General features: G+C 50.0%; 21 protein-coding genes. 6 read left to right on the forward strand and 15 right to left on the reverse strand.

Going from position 1 to position 18,310, the window contains the following annotated elements; translation table 11 throughout:
* Positions 1–169: 169 nt before the first annotated feature.
* Complete coding sequence (gene ubiT, locus AB4H76_RS03465) at positions 170–694, forward strand: ubiquinone anaerobic biosynthesis accessory factor UbiT (protein ID WP_001295552.1); 525 nt, start codon at positions 170–172, stop codon at positions 692–694.
* Positions 688–1,191, forward strand: coding sequence for a GNAT family N-acetyltransferase (locus AB4H76_RS03470; RefSeq protein ID WP_000908554.1), 504 nt, complete (start codon positions 688–690; stop codon positions 1,189–1,191). Before ubiT ends, AB4H76_RS03470 begins: the two co-directional genes overlap by 7 nt.
* Here the strand turns inward: AB4H76_RS03470 and yhbQ are convergent.
* A complete protein-coding gene (gene yhbQ / locus AB4H76_RS03475) occupies positions 1,178–1,480 on the reverse strand; it encodes a DNA damage response exodeoxyribonuclease YhbQ (RefSeq protein WP_000189314.1) in 303 nt (100 codons plus the stop codon). The genes AB4H76_RS03470 and yhbQ overlap by 14 nt on opposite strands.
* Positions 1,481–1,530: 50 nt before the next feature.
* On the opposite strand from yhbQ, the gene AB4H76_RS03480 reads away from it, so the two are divergent.
* Positions 1,531–1,974 (forward strand): YhbP family protein, encoded by a 444-nt coding sequence (locus AB4H76_RS03480; protein WP_000449030.1) that lies wholly within the window; start codon positions 1,531–1,533, stop codon positions 1,972–1,974.
* Here AB4H76_RS03480 and yhbO read toward each other — a convergent pair.
* Complete coding sequence (gene yhbO / locus AB4H76_RS03485) at positions 1,954–2,472, reverse strand: protein/nucleic acid deglycase (protein WP_000037608.1); 519 nt, start codon at positions 2,470–2,472, stop codon at positions 1,954–1,956. The genes AB4H76_RS03480 and yhbO overlap by 21 nt on opposite strands.
* A gap of 127 nt (positions 2,473–2,599) precedes the next feature.
* Between yhbO and AB4H76_RS03490 the strand changes: the two genes are divergently transcribed.
* Both AB4H76_RS03490 and AB4H76_RS03495 read left to right on the forward strand, forming a co-directional pair.
* Positions 2,600–3,235, forward strand: a complete 636-nt coding sequence (locus AB4H76_RS03490) for an NAD(P)H-binding protein (protein ID WP_001301320.1) — start codon at positions 2,600–2,602, stop codon at positions 3,233–3,235.
* Between the two features lie 72 nt (positions 3,236–3,307).
* Entirely contained in the window at positions 3,308–4,348 is a 1,041-nt protein-coding gene (locus AB4H76_RS03495; protein ID WP_000147624.1) for a permease, read from the forward strand.
* Between the two features lie 113 nt (positions 4,349–4,461).
* On the opposite strand, the gene dolP is transcribed toward AB4H76_RS03495, so the two are convergent.
* The 4 genes from dolP to lpoA are packed head-to-tail and all read right to left on the reverse strand — an operon-like array spanning position 4,462 to position 8,046.
* Positions 4,462–5,037: a division/outer membrane stress-associated lipid-binding lipoprotein gene (gene dolP / locus AB4H76_RS03500; protein WP_000646033.1), complete on the reverse strand. Its 576-nt coding sequence runs from the start codon at positions 5,035–5,037 to the stop codon at positions 4,462–4,464.
* 9 nt (positions 5,038–5,046) lie between these two features.
* Complete coding sequence (gene diaA, locus AB4H76_RS03505; protein ID WP_001158034.1) at positions 5,047–5,637, reverse strand: DnaA initiator-associating protein DiaA; 591 nt, start codon at positions 5,635–5,637, stop codon at positions 5,047–5,049.
* A 19-nt stretch (positions 5,638–5,656) separates the two neighbouring features.
* Positions 5,657–6,052, reverse strand: coding sequence for a YraN family protein (locus tag AB4H76_RS03510; protein ID WP_000246830.1), 396 nt, complete (start codon positions 6,050–6,052; stop codon positions 5,657–5,659).
* Positions 6,010–8,046, reverse strand: coding sequence for a penicillin-binding protein activator LpoA (gene lpoA / locus AB4H76_RS03515; protein ID WP_077492465.1), 2,037 nt, complete (start codon positions 8,044–8,046; stop codon positions 6,010–6,012). Before lpoA ends, AB4H76_RS03510 begins: the two co-directional genes overlap by 43 nt.
* A 64-nt stretch (positions 8,047–8,110) precedes the next feature.
* Between lpoA and rsmI the strand changes: the two genes are divergently transcribed.
* Positions 8,111–8,971, forward strand: coding sequence for a 16S rRNA (cytidine(1402)-2'-O)-methyltransferase (gene rsmI, locus AB4H76_RS03520; RefSeq protein ID WP_000809262.1), 861 nt, complete (start codon positions 8,111–8,113; stop codon positions 8,969–8,971).
* Positions 8,972–9,013: 42 nt separating this feature from the next.
* Here the strand turns inward: rsmI and AB4H76_RS03525 are convergent, their stop codons facing one another.
* The 9 genes from AB4H76_RS03525 to kbaY all read right to left on the reverse strand — a co-directional run bounded on the left by AB4H76_RS03525 (position 9,014) and on the right by kbaY (position 18,304).
* Complete coding sequence (locus AB4H76_RS03525; RefSeq protein WP_000816992.1) at positions 9,014–10,105, reverse strand: fimbrial protein; 1,092 nt, start codon at positions 10,103–10,105, stop codon at positions 9,014–9,016.
* Between the two features lie 10 nt (positions 10,106–10,115).
* Positions 10,116–12,632, reverse strand: coding sequence for a fimbria/pilus outer membrane usher protein (locus tag AB4H76_RS03530; protein WP_077492467.1), 2,517 nt, complete (start codon positions 12,630–12,632; stop codon positions 10,116–10,118).
* Between the two features lie 29 nt (positions 12,633–12,661).
* Entirely contained in the window at positions 12,662–13,357 is a 696-nt protein-coding gene (locus AB4H76_RS03535; protein ID WP_000044774.1) for a molecular chaperone, read from the reverse strand.
* 79 nt (positions 13,358–13,436) lie between these two features.
* Positions 13,437–14,021, reverse strand: a complete 585-nt coding sequence (locus AB4H76_RS03540) for a fimbrial protein (RefSeq protein ID WP_001032614.1) — start codon at positions 14,019–14,021, stop codon at positions 13,437–13,439.
* A 400-nt stretch (positions 14,022–14,421) separates the two neighbouring features.
* Positions 14,422–15,177 carry a galactosamine-6-phosphate isomerase gene (locus AB4H76_RS03545; RefSeq protein ID WP_001300536.1) on the reverse strand — a complete coding sequence of 252 codons (756 nt, stop codon included), beginning with the start codon at positions 15,175–15,177 and terminating at the stop codon, positions 14,422–14,424.
* Positions 15,178–15,969, reverse strand: coding sequence for a PTS galactosamine transporter subunit IID (gene agaD / locus AB4H76_RS03550; RefSeq protein ID WP_000534351.1), 792 nt, complete (start codon positions 15,967–15,969; stop codon positions 15,178–15,180).
* Positions 15,959–16,762, reverse strand: coding sequence for a PTS galactosamine transporter subunit IIC (agaC, locus tag AB4H76_RS03555; protein WP_000544489.1), 804 nt, complete (start codon positions 16,760–16,762; stop codon positions 15,959–15,961). Before agaC ends, agaD begins: the two co-directional genes overlap by 11 nt.
* Positions 16,763–16,800: 38 nt before the next feature.
* On the reverse strand, positions 16,801–17,277 hold the full coding sequence (agaB, locus tag AB4H76_RS03560; protein WP_077492469.1) for a PTS galactosamine transporter subunit IIB: 477 nt from the start codon (positions 17,275–17,277) through the stop codon (positions 16,801–16,803).
* 166 nt (positions 17,278–17,443) lie between these two features.
* On the reverse strand, positions 17,444–18,304 hold the full coding sequence (gene kbaY, locus AB4H76_RS03565) for a tagatose-bisphosphate aldolase subunit KbaY (RefSeq protein WP_000022766.1): 861 nt from the start codon (positions 18,302–18,304) through the stop codon (positions 17,444–17,446).
* Positions 18,305–18,310 lie beyond the last annotated feature (6 nt).

Here is an 18,310-nt window from a genome sequence, read left to right on the forward strand (position 1 = left end):
TTAACGAACTGGGATTTTAGTTAACCTTGCTGCGACAATTTTTGATTTAAGGCAGTTAAAGTTGTATTGGTGGTAGCAGCAATTTCATATGGAATTGTTGATTTATACCGCTATGTTATTTTTCTGATATGGCAAAATAGGATGATTGTTGAAACAGGGAGTAAAACTCGTGTTGGATAAACTGCGTTCCCGTATTGTGCATTTGGGGCCATCTCTGTTGAGTGTACCGGTAAAACTGACGCCATTTGCGCTAAAACGCCAGGTTCTTGAGCAGGTCTTAAGCTGGCAATTCCGTCAGGCGCTGGATGATGGCGAGCTGGAGTTTCTTGAAGGCCGCTGGTTAAGTATTCATGTGCGTGATATTGACCTGCAATGGTTTACCTCGGTGGTGAATGGCAAACTGGTGGTCAGCCAGAACGCGCAAGCTGATGTGAGTTTTAGTGCCGACGCCAGCGATCTGCTGATGATTGCGGCGCGTAAACAAGATCCGGATACGCTCTTCTTCCAGCGTCGGCTGGTGATTGAAGGCGATACGGAGCTGGGGCTGTATGTGAAAAACCTGATGGACGCCATTGAACTGGAGCAAATGCCGAAAGCCTTACGCATGATGCTGCTGCAACTGGCGGATTTTGTTGAGGCGGGAATGAAAACCGCGCCTGAAACCAAACAGACATCGGTAGGTGAACCATGCTAATTCGAGTAGAAATTCCCATTGATGCGCCGGGTATTGATGCCCTGCTGCGTCGCTCATTCGAAAGTGATGCGGAAGCGAAGCTGGTTCACGATCTGCGTGAAGATGGCTTTCTGACGCTGGGGCTGGTGGCGACAGATGACGAAGGTCAGGTCATTGGCTATGTGGCATTTAGTCCGGTTGATGTGCAGGGCGAAGACCTGCAATGGGTCGGCATGGCACCGTTGGCGGTTGATGAAAAATACCGTGGACAGGGGCTGGCACGCCAACTGGTCTATGAAGGACTCGATTCGCTTAATGAGTTCGGCTATGCCGCAGTGGTGACGCTGGGCGATCCGGCGCTGTACAGTCGTTTCGGCTTTGAACTGGCGGCGCATCACGATCTGCGTTGCCGCTGGCCGGGCACTGAAAGCGCCTTCCAGGTACATCGTTTAGCGGATGACGCGCTGAATGGCGTTACCGGCCTGGTTGAGTATCACGAGCATTTCAATCGCTTTTAATCTCCGGGGTTTGCAGACTGCTTAACAGCTCTGCAAACCCTGCGCCTTCCGCTACCAGACGCTCTTTTTGCCGTTTGGTCAGTTGCTTAACGCGATATTCCGCCCGTAACGCCAGCGAACGATCGCCCACTGGAGCAGAAAACGCCAGCGTCAGTTCTCCTTTCCCGCGCAGTGCTTTCGCCCCTTTGCCGCTTTGGTGCTGCTGATAGCGGCGTTCGACATCCGTGGTGATCCCGGTATAAAGCTTATTGTCGGCGGTACGGATCAAGTAAAGAAACCAGGGTGTCATCGTCTGCATCGCATGTTAAGGTCAGGCCCACAGTATAAAAGAGAACAGCAATGGAAACACTCATCGCCATCAGCCGTTGGCTAGCAAAACAACATGTTGTCACCTGGTGTGTGCAGCAGGAAGGGGAACTCTGGTGCGCTAATGCCTTTTATCTTTTTGATGCGCAGAAAGTCGCCTTCTACATTTTGACGGAAGAAAAAACGCGCCACGCGCAGATGAGCGGGCCGCAGGCGGCAGTTGCCGGAACGGTAAACGGTCAGCCGAAAACGGTAGCGTTAATTCGCGGTGTGCAGTTTAAAGGTGAGATCCGCAGGCTGGAAGGTGAGGAAAGCGACCTCGCGCGCAAGGCGTACAATCGTCGCTTTCCGGTTGCCAGAATGCTGTCGGCCCCGGTGTGGGAAATCCGGCTCGATGAAATCAAATTCACCGACAACACGCTGGGCTTTGGTAAAAAAATGATTTGGCTACGCGACTCAGGCACCGAGCAGGCGTAACGCCTCGCGGTTAAACGCTGGCAGATCGTCCGGTGTCCGGCTGGTAACCAGCTGATCTTTATCAACCACGACTTCCTGATCGTAAAATTCCGCGCCCGCATTTTTAACATCAATAATGATCGGTTTAACTGCGGTCAGTTTGCGCCCCCGAATCACATCGGCGCTGATCAGCAACTGCGGGCCGTGACAGATGGCAAACACCGGTTTGCCACTATTCACAAAATCACGGGTAAAGGTGACAAAACGGTTGTCCCCACGCAGATAATCCGGTGAATGGCCGCCCGGTAGCAGCAGGGCATCAAACTCCGCAGGCGTCACTTCATCGATGGATTTATCGATGGTCACGCTGGCTTCTCCTTTTTTGCCTTTCACCGTTTTACCCGCTTGTTTTTCAATAGTAATCACTTCGTGTCCGGCTTTACGGAACTCGTCTGCAGGTGAAGTAAATTCTGAATCTTCAAATTCATCAGTGATTAAAACGGCAATTTTCTTACTCATGCTTCCTCCGCGTTGTTGCATTGGATGAGGCGAATTTTCCACAATCGGGGATAATTACCTCATGGTCTATTAAGCCTGGTGCATGAACCGGGGAGCGCAAGGCAGACAATTCTGTAAAGGAGCGAAGATGAGTCAGGTACTGATTACAGGCTCAACGGGGCTGGTGGGCGGTCACCTGCTGCGGATGTTGATTAACGAACCGAAAGTTAACGCCATAGCCGCGCCGACGCGACGTCCGTTGGGCGATATGCCAGGAGTGTTCAATCCCCATGATCCGCAACTGACCGACGCGCTGGCGCAGGTCACCGATCCCATCGACATTGTGTTTTGTTGTCTCGGCACCACGCGGCGAGAAGCGGGGAGCAAAGAGGCGTTTATTCATGCCGATTACACGCTGGTAGTGGATACCGCATTAACCGGGCGGCGGCTGGGCGCGCAGCATATGCTGGTGGTCAGTGCTATGGGGGCCAATGCCCACTCGCCGTTTTTCTATAACCGCGTCAAAGGGGAGATGGAAGAAGCATTAATTGCCCAGAACTGGCAGAAATTGACCATTGCTCGCCCGTCGATGTTACTGGGCGATCGTAGCAAACAGCGGATGAACGAAACGCTTTTTGCGCCGCTGTTCCGTTTGTTACCAGGTAACTGGAAATCCATTGATGCGAGAGACGTGGCGCGGGTCATGCTGGCAGAGGCGATGCGGCCTGAGCATGAAGGCGTGACGATTTTAAGCTCTTCAGAATTACGCAAAAGAGCTGAATAATTATTCCCAAGAATTGATAGTGAGCGTAATATTCACGCGCTCAATTATCATAACTTATTCCTGGGGAATGCTATGACTGGTCAGTCTTCATCTCAGGCGGCAACGCCCATTCAGTGGTGGAAACCCGCGCTTTTCTTTCTCGTTGTCATTGCCGGTCTCTGGTATGTGAAATGGCAACCTTACTACGGCAAAGCGTTTACTGCAGCCGAAACCCACAGTATCGGTAAATCTATCCTTGCGCAGGCGGATGCTAATCCGTGGCAAGCGGCGTTGGATTACGCGATGATCTATTTCCTCGCGGTATGGAAAGCGGCGGTGCTGGGGGTGATCCTCGGTTCGTTGATTCAGGTGCTGATCCCGCGTGACTGGTTGTTGCGTACGCTTGGGCAATCGCGCTTTCGCGGCACGCTGCTGGGAACGCTGTTTTCGCTGCCGGGCATGATGTGTACCTGCTGTGCGGCTCCGGTTGCGGCGGGAATGCGTCGCCAACAGGTATCGATGGGCGGTGCGCTGGCATTCTGGATGGGCAATCCGGTGTTAAACCCGGCGACGCTGGTGTTTATGGGGTTTGTCCTCGGCTGGGGTTTTGCGGCGATTCGTCTGGTGGCCGGGCTGGTGATGGTGTTGCTGATTGCGACGCTGGTGCAAAAATGGGTGCGTGAAACACCGCAAACGCAGGCACCGGTCGAAATTGACATACCGGAAGCACAGAGCGGTTTTTTTAGCCGCTGGGGCAGGGCGCTATGGACGCTTTTCTGGAGTACGATCCCGGTTTACATCCTTGCAGTACTGGTGTTGGGTGCCGCACGCGTCTGGTTATTCCCCCATGCCGATGGTGCTGTCGATAACAGCCTGATGTGGGTGGTGGCGATGGCGGTAGCAGGATGCTTGTTTGTCATTCCCACGGCAGCAGAAATTCCGATTGTACAAACGATGATGCTGGCAGGTATGGGAACCGCTCCGGCGCTGGCATTGTTGATGACGCTCCCGGCAGTGAGTTTGCCGTCACTGATTATGCTGCGCAAAGCGTTCCCGGCGAAAGCCTTATGGCTGACAGGGGCGATGGTGGCAGTGTCTGGTGTGATTGTCGGCGGGCTGGCGCTGTTGTTCTGATTTGAGGGAAAACATGTCGGATGCGGCGTAAACGCCTTATCCGACCTACGGTTTTCATCGTTGTAGGCCTGATAAGACGCGGCAAGCGTCGCATCAGGCATTACAAGGGGCTGCTATTTAATAAACGTAAACGCTGTGGTTACCCGCTTTACGCCGCTCACCCGGCTGGCAATATCTGCCGCCGCTTTCGCTTCACGTTCAGTCACCAGCCCCATCAGGAACACTTCACCGTTTTCGGTGGTCACTTTCACGTTGGACGATTTCACCAGGTCGCTGGTTAAGAGCTGCGAACGCACTTTGGTGGTGATCCACGTATCGTTAGATGCTTCGCCCAGACCAATCGGCTGGCCCTGACGAATCTCGTTATACACTTCGTTGGCACCGTCTACGCCCATAGCAATCTGTTTGGCGCGAGCCGAAAGTTCAGCATTTGGTGACTGCCCAACCAGCAGCACTTTGCCCTGATAGGCCGTTACATTAATGCGCGCTTCTTTCTTAATCTGTTCGTCTTTCGACAATGCGCTGTTCACGCGCACTTCCAGGGTACCATCGTCCACCTGGGTGCCGACACTGCGTGGGTCAGTTGCGGCTTTGGTACCCACAGCAGCGGTACCCACTACGGCAGCGGCAACACAACCTTGCAACAGCAGCGCGGAAATAAGGACTGCGATTGGCGATAATGCCTTCATGTATTCTCCTTAATCATCCTGGTGAGGGAAAAGCGTGTTATCGATCAGATCGCACAGGCAATTTACCGTCAGCATATGCATTTCCTGAATGCGAGCACTACGATGCGAAGGAATGCGGATCTCCACATCCTGTGGCCCTAACAAACCTGCAAGTTCGCCGCCGTCATAGCCGGTCAATGCCACAATGGTCATATCACGCGTAACGGCGGCTTCAACTGCTTTAACAATATCGCGGCTGTTGCCACGGGTGGAAATGGCTAACAATACATCTCCCGCATGACCCAGCGCCCGCACCTGTTTTGCATACACTTCATCATGTAAGCGATCGTTGGCAATCGCCGTTAAGACAACATTATCAGTATTTAGTGCAATGGCAGGTAAGCTGGGCCGCTCCGTTTCGAAACGGTTGATCATGCTGGCAGCAAAATGCTGTGCATTGGCAGCGGAAGTTCCATTACCACAACAGAGGATTTTGTTGCCATTGAGCAGAGACTGAACCAGCGTCATGGCTGCACGGGAGATGGCATCCGGAAGCGCCTCTGCCGCCGCAATTTGAGTTTGAATGCTTTCAGTGAAGCAAGCTTTAATTCTTTCTTGCACGCTAATCCTTAAACCTTAATTATGAGTGGTCATTAAAGGCATCCTTAATCCACTCAACCTCATTCCCGGTGAAGGCTACCACATCGAACCGGCAATCCACAGTATCAAAACTCCCATTATGACGCGCGAGCCACAAGCGGGCAGTCTGTAATAATTTGTGTTGTTTGCTGCGGGTCACACTGGCTGCCGCGCCGCCATAAAGCGCAGAGCGGCGATAGCGTACCTCGACAAAAATGGTGGTCCGGCCTTCACGCATTATCAGATCGATCTCGCCGCCACGCTCGTTCACGTTAGCGGCGATAAACCGCAGTCCTTTGCCTTCCAGCCAGCGACGCGCTTGTGCTTCCCACGCATCGCCGGTCTGTTTGGTGGTTAACTGACGGGGACTACCTGACCTTGTTGGTACTGTAGCCATGATAAGTTCCTGTTAATCACGCAATCCGGGTTAGCCGTCAGGCTTCCGGTATTACCGTTGATTTCAAAACCCTGAACCTGGCGCATTTGTGAGAAATGATTTGCCAGCGACCAGGCATCGACGCCCATCGCATACATGCGAGCCAGTGAATAATCGTTATTCACCGCGCTGAGTGCCTGCTGCATTAACGGTAGATTACCGCCTGCCAGCATCGGGATTTCGCTGTACTGCAAGCCTTCCATCTCCAGTCGGAAATCCGGGCCAGCGGTCCCTTGCGCACTGCGGGAGCTGGCGTACAGCGTTGCACCGCTCTGGCTACCGTTACGCATGGCGATCATCGGTTTGATAAAAGCGATTTCACCCGGCGTTGCCACAATGTACACCGCATCGACACGACCGCCATTATTGGTGAACTGGTCATCGGTTGGCGTGGTTTGCAGCGTTGGATTGTTGGTCGTCATGCCGGAGTCGGTTGTCGCTCTGAGAGTAATCGGGCTACCCGTTAAAGCAATACCAGAACCGCCGTTAACACCCGCGCGTAATTCGCTGGTGGAACCAAATTTTTGTTGCAGAACGGTGCCGCCGCCCAGTTTCTGCCACTCTTGCGCAAACGCATTGGCTACGCGATCGCCCAATGAACTGCGTGGGATCAGCACCAGCGGCGCTTGTTTACCCTGGTCACGAATATGACGCGCTGCATCGCGCGCTTCGTCTTCCGGTGAAAGCGCGAAGTAACAAATATTGACGCGATTTTCGATATTCTCCGGCTGGTTCAGTGCCAGTACGTTCAGCGGAGTGTTGCTCTTCAGCAACTCTTCAACGTTATTTTTCAGCAACGGACCGACCACAATACTCGCGCCATCCTGCTGAGCCTGGCTTAAGATCTGGCTAAGTGGTTGTGATGAGGTATCGTAGATTTTCAGCTCTGCGGATGGATTTGCGGGTGCGCTTACCGCTGCGGTGCTTGTCGCCGGGGCGCTTACAGGCACCGGCTGGGCTGCAGGCTGTTCACCGGTCAGATCGCTAACCGAGGCTTGTGCCGGGCTGGCAACGCCATCCACGGTTTGCGGCTGAGGTTGTTCAGCTACGTCTGCGGCAGGTGCGGCAGCTACCTGAGCTGCCACTGGCTGAGTGCCGATATTTTTCGCCGCTTCAAAGCCTTGCTGAATAGTGCGACCAAATACCGCTGCCTGGCCATTCAGTGGCAACAGCAGGGCGATTTTGTTGGTCGAGGCTGGTTTAAACGCTTTTACGTTAACCAACTGCGTTGGCAGCATTTTCGCGCCCGGGTTGTTCGGATAACGTTTCTGCCAGTCGGCGATCCCGGCTTTCATCATGTCGGGATCGTTACGGTTATCAAACCAGACGCGCTGCAGATCCAGCCAGCCTTGCAGAATATTTTCGTCGGCGTTGATCACCAGCGTATTCGCCTGTTCCTGAGTCATGGAGGAGAGCGCCTGCCAGGTGGCGTCAATATTCTGCTGCTTTTCTTTCGCGCCGAGCAGCGGTTCCTGAGCAATTAACGCGCGCAGTAAATCAATGGAAGGACGCCCCTGGCTGGCATCGATTTTTGCCTGCCAGTAACGGGCTTGCTGGTTTTGTTCTAAATCGGCAGGTGTGATTTTCGCCAGCAAGTTTTGCGCGCCAGCAAAATCTTTCTGCGCCAGTTTAATCTCTACCGCCAGCAGTGTTTTCTCGCGGCGCTGAGCATCGTTCAGTTCTTGCGGTAGTTGGTTAAACAACTCCACCGCCTGCCCGGTTTTACCTTCTTTCACCAGTGCACGAATGGCGAGTAATTGCCAGTTGATCCTGGTATCATCAGAGCTTTGCTGCATCTGCTGAAGATAAAAGGCAGAATCAGCCTGCGCCGTACCCTGCATATAAGCAGTGGACTGATCGGGAGTATGGGTGCCACAACCGGCGAAAATCAGGGCTGCCAGAACAACAGGCAGACAACGCGCGGCTTTCAAACGAGAAAATGTTGAGGGTACCATAATGTATCCAGTGATATTTTTTTTACGCAATGCTCAATATTAAATCGGCAATACGGACGACACAATGAAACAACACCAATCGGCGGATAATTCTCAGGGCCAGCTTTACATTGTACCGACGCCAATCGGCAATCTGGCGGATATCACCCAGCGTGCGTTAGAGGTATTACAGGCCGTTGATCTGATTGCCGCCGAGGATACTCGTCACACCGGTTTATTGCTGCAACATTTTGGGATTAATGCCCGGTTGTTTGCGCTGCACGACCATAACGAACAACAAAAAGCTGAAACGCTGCTGGCGAAGCTGCAAGAGGGGCAAAACATTGCGCTGGTTTCCGATGCCGGAACGCCGCTAATTAACGATCCTGGCTACCATCTGGTGCGTACCTGCCGTGAAGCGGGGATCCGCGTGGTGCCGCTACCCGGGCCGTGTGCTGCTATCACTGCGTTAAGCGCAGCGGGTTTACCCTCTGACCGTTTCTGTTACGAAGGCTTTTTACCTGCCAAATCAAAAGGCCGCCGTGATGCGCTAAAAGCCATTGAAGCGGAGCCGCGCACGCTGATTTTTTATGAATCTACCCACCGTCTGTTAGATAGCCTGGAAGATATCGTTGCGGTATTAGGCGAATCCCGCTACGTGGTTCTGGCGCGTGAGCTGACCAAAACCTGGGAAACCATTCACGGCGCGCCCGTTGGCGAGCTGCTGGCGTGGGTAAAGGAAGATGAAAACCGTCGCAAAGGCGAAATGGTGCTGATTGTCGAAGGTCATAAAGCACAGGAAGAAGACTTACCCGCCGATGCCCTGCGCACGCTGGCGCTGCTACAGGCAGAACTGCCGCTGAAAAAAGCGGCGGCGCTGGCCGCAGAAATTCACGGCGTGAAGAAAAATGCGCTGTATAAGTATGCGCTGGAGCAGCAGGGGTAACAGTGCCGAAGCGTTGCGTTAATCAAAACGCAACGTCTTCTTTTACCGCACGATGACGGTAATGGTGGCTGTGCCCTGAAATTTTCCTGTTTCCAGCTCACCACCGACCAGATTAACTGGCCAGGCGCGCATATTGACGGTGCCATGCCCGGAAGGATCAACGGGAAGGATACCGTTCTGAAAAGGAATATTTGCAACTCCGCCGCCGAGATTTTCAATACGAATACCGACATCGGGCACATTGTCTGAACTTCTTCGCCTGGCGACCAGGTTGTACTGGTCTACTACCCCAGTTGTACCGTCGATGCGCATTTGCAACGAGTTTTTAATCTTTGAAGTATCACCACAGTCATAAGTGATATCAAAGTCTACTGGAGTAAAACCGTCTGGCATGGCATTGCGGGTGGTAAACTTCTGACCATTGATGAATCCAAAATTAACCTTAATAACATCGCCCTGATTAATTTTGCACGACTGTGGGGCGGTGAGATTTCCCTGAATCGATAACTTGACTAAATCATGGAAGTCACCTGTAGACGGGCTTCCCATTCCATCGACCCACGCGCCTTTAATGACGGCAATATCCGTTTTCGGAATGGTCATCGAGCCGAGAAATGGCTTGGTGACATACAGGGTAAAGGTGGTGTTCGCACCAATATTAACGGGTCCATAACGAGACGTATCACCCTGGCAAACACCCGTTTGGGTTGCAGCAGAATATACCGTGTTGTTTTTTATCTGTGTGAATCGGGTGTTAACAGAGACAACCTGGTCGGTTGTGAGTCCTGGAATGTCGTTTGCCTGTAATGTGGTTTTAATATCCAGGCTGTCATTGAGTTTGTAATATCCTGTCTGATGTCCAGTGGTGGTAAGTACGGGGCTGACCATATAGACAAGTTTAACTGCCTTACCCGCAGAGCAGGAACAGGCGTATTGCCAGTTAGTGCTACTTAGCGTTGCAGAGGTAAACTCCCGTCCTGTCACGTTATCTGTCTGGTTCACCGTAACATCATCAACCACACTGCTGTAATTTGTCGCACCGCTAGTGCTGTCGGCTCCACACCCTCCTGAGGAGGCATAAGCGCAGGATGTGGATATCAACAAAAGACCTGTTATAAGAGGCGCTCTTTTCATTTTTTTATCCTTAATGGCACTGCGCTGTGCCTTGTAATACAGAGGTTGTAGGTTCTGAATCCGGTGTACTGAAAGCAAACTGACATTGTTGATCTGCCTGATTTCCCCAGCGTACAGTCCAGCTTTGTGATTTACTCGATATCCCAGAGAGATATAGTATGCCGCCCTCATCGACGATACTTTGTTGCCCCGTATCATCGTTGCTGGCAAGAGCGCCAAAGGGCAACGGTTTACCGTTGCGATCGCTGACTGTAACAAGTACGCGATAACCGATATTGGCGTTGAAACGCGCCGCTACCATTGCACCTCTGTTGGGCACCACAAACTGTGTTGTTTGTTCAAGATCGACGTTATCGGGCAGCTGCGTAGTATCTACCGAGAGACGGTTTTCCTGATAAGTTGTGAGATAAGGAACCACTGCATAGCCAAAAGGATCGGTAGCAATCCCCGGATAGTTTTGTATCCTCACGCCAGATGCTCCGTTAGCATCGATAAGCGCAAAAGCGTTGCCCAGATATTGCGAGAGCGTCACGCCATGAGGATGGATAACCACGCCGCCGGTAACGCCGTAATTGTATTGGCTGCTGTCATTACCGTAGCTGTATCCGGCACTGAAGGTGCCATAAGGTGAACGGTAACTGGCGTTCAGGCTACTGTTATGGTTGTTATCGTCATCCAGACTTTGTTCCAGGCTATAGCTCAGGCGACCATCATCCAGCAGTGAGCCATCAAGACGCATTTCATGTTGGGTTGGGCGATCTTTCTGGCTGGTCATCTGATAGGAAACCCGGCTACGCGGTAACCAGCGTTCTAACGGAATACTGAGATTCAAAGAGAGTGCGCGGTCATTATTTTGATCAGTGTAGCGGCTGTATTGATAATTCAGGCTGTAACCAACTCCCCATTGCTGGCCGGAAACCCCAACAGAGATATTCCTGTTTTTATCGTTATTGCCCCAATAGTCTTGCTGCGAACCGGAGGCATACAGACTTACCCCATCAAATATTGTCTGGCTGATGTTGAATTGAATTTCACTTTTTTGGCGACTGTTATAGTCCCAATTGCGGGTATTGGCTTCATTAAAACTAAAATAGCCATCGTTGGTATAGCGATAGTAGCTGACAGCGATATTGGTGTTGGTTTCCGGGATATCTTTGATGTACTGCGTACGCCATTGATAGCCATGAAAAGAGTGCTGGTTATCGAATTGGGTGTCAGCTCTGTTGATATCCATCGACAACGCGCCCAGTGCGCCAAGTGTGCCGCCGATACCGATCCCCAGCGCATAATAATCTTCAGAACCGAGCAGGCCGCCATACAGCGTAAAAGTATTATTCAAACCATATATTGCCGTGGCTTCAGCAAATTCGGGTTCCTTGCTATCACTGTTTGCATCAGCGCGATAGCGTCCAGCGGTCGCGCTATACTTTAGATGCCCAGGTCGCTGCATCATGGGTAATGAAGAATAAGGCTGGATAAAGCGACGTTGTGTACCGTCACTTTCTTCAATCGTGACTTCTAAATCGCCGCTGTTGGAAGAGGGGTAGAGATCGTTAATTTCAAAGGCACCCGCTGACACGTTGCTTTGATAGATCACATAACCATTTTGCCTGATAGTCACGATTGCACTACTGTTTGCGATACCGCGTACCGTTGGGGCAAATCCGCGCTGGCTGTTTGGCAACATATTATCGTCGGAAGCGAGTTGCACGCCAGTAAAGGTGTAGCTGGAAAAAATACTGCCGCTGGTGGCGCTTTCTCCCAGAAGCAACTGAGACTTCAACGCCTTGATATCACGTTGTAAATAACTACTGATGGTATTCCAGCTTGATGTCTGATCGTTGCGTGTCCATGTGGAATAGTTGCGTAATCGCCAGGGGCCAAAATTAGCACCATTTTGCATATTCAGGTACTGTCGTTGGCTACGATTGCCCTGGCGGTAACGGTTATCAGAACCTGTAAACGAGTAGTTGGTAAACAGCGTTGGTATACCATCGTCCCAACGAGAAGGGGAGACGTAACCTCTTGCATCACGGTACAGTGCAATTTGGGGAATGCTCAAATTAAGTCGCTGATGATTGAAATCAAATTCAGCAGCTGTACCGGGAATGATTTGTTCAAGCGAGTTGATCACGCTATCGTCATCTTTTTCAGCCAGCGCCGGGATTTCATCCACCTTAATACCCAGCTCACGTAGTTGTTCTACCGTAAACTGTGGCTGCAGAAGTTGCTCTGCATTGGCGGTAAATGTAATTTTTTTCTGTGAAACCTTCTTTTTATTCAGCCAGATATCAACCTGATAAGTTCCTGGTAGTTGTGCGTATTTCTTTGAAAATCGTGACAGATCGGTTGTTTGCATACCACTTTTTGTGGTTTCCAGCATAATGGGGTCGAAATAATACTCTTCGGCGTTAGCGGTAGTGCAAAGCATGCCGCTGCCAGTGAGCACCATCGGCAAACAGCGTTTGATAATGAGCGCCAACTGTTTCGGTGTGCGTTTATGTCCCTGGTGGTGTCGTTGTGGCATTCCCTGATGACCTGTGTTTTTTATATTTGTTATTGCAGTGGACGAGTTTCTGTCCCGGAACTGCCGCCATAATCATTGATCGCAGCCCATTTCACGTTCTTTCCGCCAGATGCAGGAAGTGGTAACTGTTTATGTTCTCCGGGCGCGATATATTCAATTTTGCTTGTGAGATCGATTTTATCGACTGCCAATCCGGCAAATACGACGTAATATTCAGTTGGGTTATATATATTGAGTGAATGATCACTACGTTTAAATTCCAGTGATTTCCACGCATCGTTTACCCGTCCCTTCAGGTGTGCGGGGCGATAAAACATTTTGATCCGTGTTTTAAATACCAGCGTCAACTCGTTAGCATTAACATCATCTGATTTTTTCTTTGCTGGAATGGCACGAACATTAATGTAGAACAGCGACTCTTTATTTTCAGGCAGGTTATCAGCTGTTTTAATAATTCGCAGTGATGAGTCATCGCCAGCCTCAAGACGAAATAGCGGTGGGGTTATAATAAATGGGGCACGGCTTTTACCATCTATATTATCTACCCATGATTGCAGTAAATAAGGCGTTTCTGCGCCTTTGTTTGCGACAGGTAACGCAGCCTCTTTGCGGCTGGCATCATAGATCACTCGCGTTCGCTGTAAAACGATTCCTCCTGCAAGCGCCTGGCCAATACAGAAGCTACACAACAAGGTTAATATCACCGCGAATGTTCGTTTTGACATAGTTATTTTTCAACCTGATACAACGAGAAAGAGGAAGGAAAAGGGCGTTATCTGACAGGTCAGATAACGCCGTAACGTATTAACGGTAATCCAGCGTTACGTTAACGACAGCGTCTGCTTCCCCTGGGGTGATTTCTGATGCTTCAACGGTTGATACGTAGTAAGCGATGAGGTCAACATTGACAATACCATTGGAGTCCGCCGGGATCTGATAAACCGTGTTATCATTGCCCATAGCATTCAGTGGCATAATGTTTCCGCTTTCCGCATCGTCAATACGGATACCCACACCTGTTGCCGCTATGCCAGCAAAAGAGCCTACTTTTGCCAGATTAGGGAAGTTAGGAACGGTACCATTATCCCGCGTTTCTAGCCATAGACGGAAAGACGCTTCAACGTTGCCGTTATCGTGCTCCCACCCAGTCATTGGGCAGTTAACTAAAGGAATAGTGAATGGAATTTTTGGGCTACGATCGCCAACAGAACGAAACTGTTCGGCATTATAGTGACCAAGAGCAACTTCAATTTTCTTATCAGAGTCATTGATTTCACAAGCGGATTTTAAAATCTCGCCATCAAAAACTATTTCACCATCTGTTGCAGCGGCATTACCTGCGAAAAGCGCAAGTAAGCCCGCAATGGCTATTTTTGTACCTTTATTCATATATAACCTTATCCTTGTAACAAGTACATAATCATATTTAATGTGAATATATGTTCAACATCTTTAAAGATTATACAGGCAGAAATATTTCATTGAACATTAAATAGACTGAACTTTAAGATTATATTTATATGCAAATATTTGATATTTTCATTATATTGATATCAATTTTCTATGTATTCAAAAGAGTATAAATGCCTGACTTTGCTGCGCCAGGGGGCGAGTCAGAATACGAGGTGATTTATTAATAGAACAAGTTATATGTATATCTAAAATTAAATTGTTGAACATAACTCCTTTTGCTATCGGCGTTATGTTCAACCCAGTCAAATGTTATTTAATATAATGCGTGACTGTTACATAAGTTAATTTAAACATTTTGAGCAAATTTTTCATCTGGTTAGGTGTTAATTAAACAAATAAAGTTACTGTGCAGCCATAAAAATGAAGCCGGGATAGCGGTAGAGACTTTAGCCGTGAGAAAACGATCTGTCGCATCCTGCTTTCCTTCGCCAGTCACCAGTAACAAAACTTCGCGGGCATTGAGAATATCCTTCAGGCCTAAGGTGATCCCACGAGTCACGGGGCGACCCGCGGTTTTTAACATCTCATGTTGCTGTGTTCTGGCATCAAGTTGACTGATATGGCAGGCCGGTTGCAGGCTTTCTCCCGGTTCGTTCAGCCCAAGATGACCGTTTTTCCCCAATCCGAGAACGCATAAATCCAGACCGCCTTTGCGCGCAATCAGGTTCGTTACCCGTTCGCACTCTGTCTCATTTATCTCTTCGGAGCGAAAGCTGATGAGCTGGTCTTCACGTAGCCCCAGCGGCTGCACGATATGCTGTTGCAGGAAAGTTTCGCAGGTACCAGGCATCGTTAATGGCAGATCCACCCATTCGTCGAGCTTCACGAAGGTGAGCTGGCTGACATCAACCTGCTGCTGGTGGATTTTTTCTACCAGATAATGATACGTCAGTAATGGCGTGGCTCCGGTCGCCAGGCAAATCACGGCATCCGGTTTGCTACGGATCACGGCCAATAAATATTCGCTGGCACGTTCACTTAACGCCGTATAGTTTTCAACTTGCTGAAGGGTTTGCACAGGATGAAATTCCTTAAGTAAAGAGGCACCGCCAGACGCAGTGCCTCGTTCCATTTACAAAATGCCGAATGCGGAACAAACAATAGAGAGCACAAAAGTCACGCCGATTAACAGCACCGGATGCGCTTTTTTCACCCGCAGGAAGTAATACATCAGCAGGGTGTAGGCCATCGGTAAAATGTTCGGGAAGACTTTATCGAAGAAATCCTGCTGCAGCGCGACGCTGTGGGTACTGTCGATGGCAAACGATGTCACCACGTTAATATGCACATACGAAGCGATCAGCCCGCCGATTACCGTGATCCCGAGGATGGTTGCCGAACGGGCAATCATCTGCGAGTTCTCTCGCACTTTATCGATCGCCTTCACGCCGACTGAATAACCGACGTGGGTCCAGCCGACGCGCAGGAAAAAGATAAGCAGGTAAACGGCGAAAAATAGAATCGGCCCCAGCAGGTTTCCCTGGCTGGCAAATGATGAGCAAATTCCCGCCATAATCGGCAACAAAGTAAACCAGAAAATCGCATCGCCAATCCCGGCGATTGGGCCAAACAGTGCCACTTTGAGGCCTTTAATGGTGTCGCGGTTTTCTCCTTTTTCTTCCATCGAAATTAATAACCCCATCAGGAATCCGACCAGATTCGGGTGGGTATTAATAAATTCGAGGTTATCTTTCATCGCCGCGCTTAAGCCCGGTTTGTCGTCCTTATAAATCTTTTTCAGGATCGGCAACATCGCCCAGGTAAAACCGCCCGCCTGCATCCTTTCGTAGTTAAAGCTCGCTTGCAGCAGCGACGAACGAAAGCCCAGACGGGTGATATCTTTTTTACTGATTTCAGATCCCATTGCTGTAGTCCTCTTCTTCATTTTTACTGGCAACGGGCTGCGGTTGCGCTTGCTGCCGGGATTTCGCATTGAAAAACTCATACACCGCAAAGCCTGCACCCAGTACGGCAACCGGCAACAGGTTGCTGACCTGGATGTAGCAAACAAACAGGAAACCGGCGATCAGGTAAGGGATATATTGCGCTTTGAACATTACGCGCAGCAGCAAGCCAAAACCAACGGCAGGCAGAATACCGCCAGCCACTTCAAAGCCGTGGGTCAACCAGGCGGGCATCGCTTTCACCAGCGCCTGCATCGCCCCTTGTGCCAGGTAAGTACAGAGGAAAGCAATCACCGCATACGCTGAAGCGACGATGAGCATCGTTGTCCAGTTAAGTCGGGAAAACGCTGCCGTATCCGCCTCTTTCGCGCATTTATCGGCTTTGGTCATAAATAATGAGAAAGCGGAATAGAAGAACAGAATGACGTACTGCATTAACAAACTAAACGGCAGGCCAAGACCAATTGCTGTTTTGGCATCAACGCCCGTAGACCATGCAATGACGGTGGTCATCAGACCCGCCATAATCGGGTTGGGCGGCTGAACACCACCTGCAGGGGTTAATCCGGCGAAAGCCAACTCTGTCAGACCACCGGTAATTAAGCCAGTCTGAATATCACCGAGAATAGCGCCAGTTAGGGTACAAACGATTATCGGGCGGAATAAAAATAAGGCTTCCAGCCAAAAATCAATCCCCAGAACGAAAACTAACGCCGCCAGGGATAATCCCTGAAGTAGGGTTATTTCATGCATTTTTATTACCTCAAACCAATATTAAGGCGATTTTAGATTTAGTCAGGGATTTGTTCTTTTTGATCGCCAGGGACGTCCTGAATGAAAACATTCACGCCACGTTGTTTAATAAAACGTAAGTCCGCGAGATCCTGGTCATCGACATAAACTTTACTGCTGATTTGCTTTTTCCCTTCCGAGAAATGCATATTGCCGACGTTGACATCTTTCAGGTCAATGCCACCTTCTACCAATTTACGTACCGTTTGTGGCGTACGGCAAATCAGGAAGATCTTCTGATGTGGTGCAGCTTTGCCGATGACGTTAATGGTTTTTTCGATAGTAAAGAAACGAATGCCAAAGCCGTAGGTTTCCGCGGTAATACCCATTAATTTCTGTTGAATATCATCGTTAGCGACAACATCATCCACGACTACCAGCAGATTTGCACCGATGGTGGATGTCCAGGTCACGCCAACCTGGCCATGAACCAGACGGTTATCAACACGGGTTAAGAGAATATTTGGACTGCTCATTGTGTAATCCTCACCATAAAGTTGAATAATATAATTTTTTTAAATATATTATTGTTGCGATATTGTACTGATGTATTTATTAAGGTTTAGTTATCTCCTTTTCCATTAAGGCACTCCCCGATATTAATCGGGAAGTACATTGGGATAAATCATAAAAAACTAATGATTATGCTGAAATTCGATTCGCTGAACCACAGACATTAATTTTATTTCTGACAACTTCTTTCATCGCATCCATTCCGACGCGCATATAATAACGAGGATCATTACCCTGCGGATTTTCCGCAAACCAGGCTTTAACCGCGCCAGCGAAGGCTATTTTTAATTCTGTGGCAACGTTCACTTTTGTGACGCCAAGTTCAATAGTACGACGGACAAATTCATCCGGAACATCGCTGGCACCATGCAGCACCAGAGGAACATCCACCACTTCACGAATTTCCGCCAGCCGCTGGAAATCAATCTTCGGCGTTTTGCTGTATAAGCCGTGCGCCGTACCAATCGCTACCGCCAGGCTGTCGACGCCAGTCAGCTCGACAAAGCGTTTAGCTTCTTGTGGATCGGTCAGGAATGCACTTTCGGCGTCAACGCTCATGTCATCTTCAACACCGCCCAGGCGGCCCAGTTCTGCTTCCACGCTGCAATCCTGGGAGTGGCAGAAGTCGACAACCGATTTCACCAGCTTTACGTTCTCGGCAAACGGGAAGTGGCTGCCGTCGATCATCGCACTGCGCACGCCTGCGTGGACTTTACGGCGAATATCATCCAGCGATTCGTGGTGGTCGAGATGCAGCGCCAGTGGCATGTTGTAGGTTGTGGAATAGGCGCTACACAGGGCGTAGATCTCTTCCAGCGCTATGTGTTTAAAGGTCCCCGGCGTTCCGGCGAGGATCACCGGCGATCGCATTTCACTGCACACTTCGAGGATCGCCTGGATCGTCTCGGCGTTATGAATGTTAAAGGCAGGCACCGCGTAGCCATTGGCCTGGGCGTCCTGTAACAGATATTTAGTGGAGATAATGCTCATAATGCG

Source organism: Escherichia sp. UTM R2, from assembly GCF_048593455.1.
In the GTDB taxonomy this organism is placed as follows: Bacteria; Pseudomonadota; Gammaproteobacteria; order Enterobacterales; family Enterobacteriaceae; genus Escherichia; species Escherichia coli.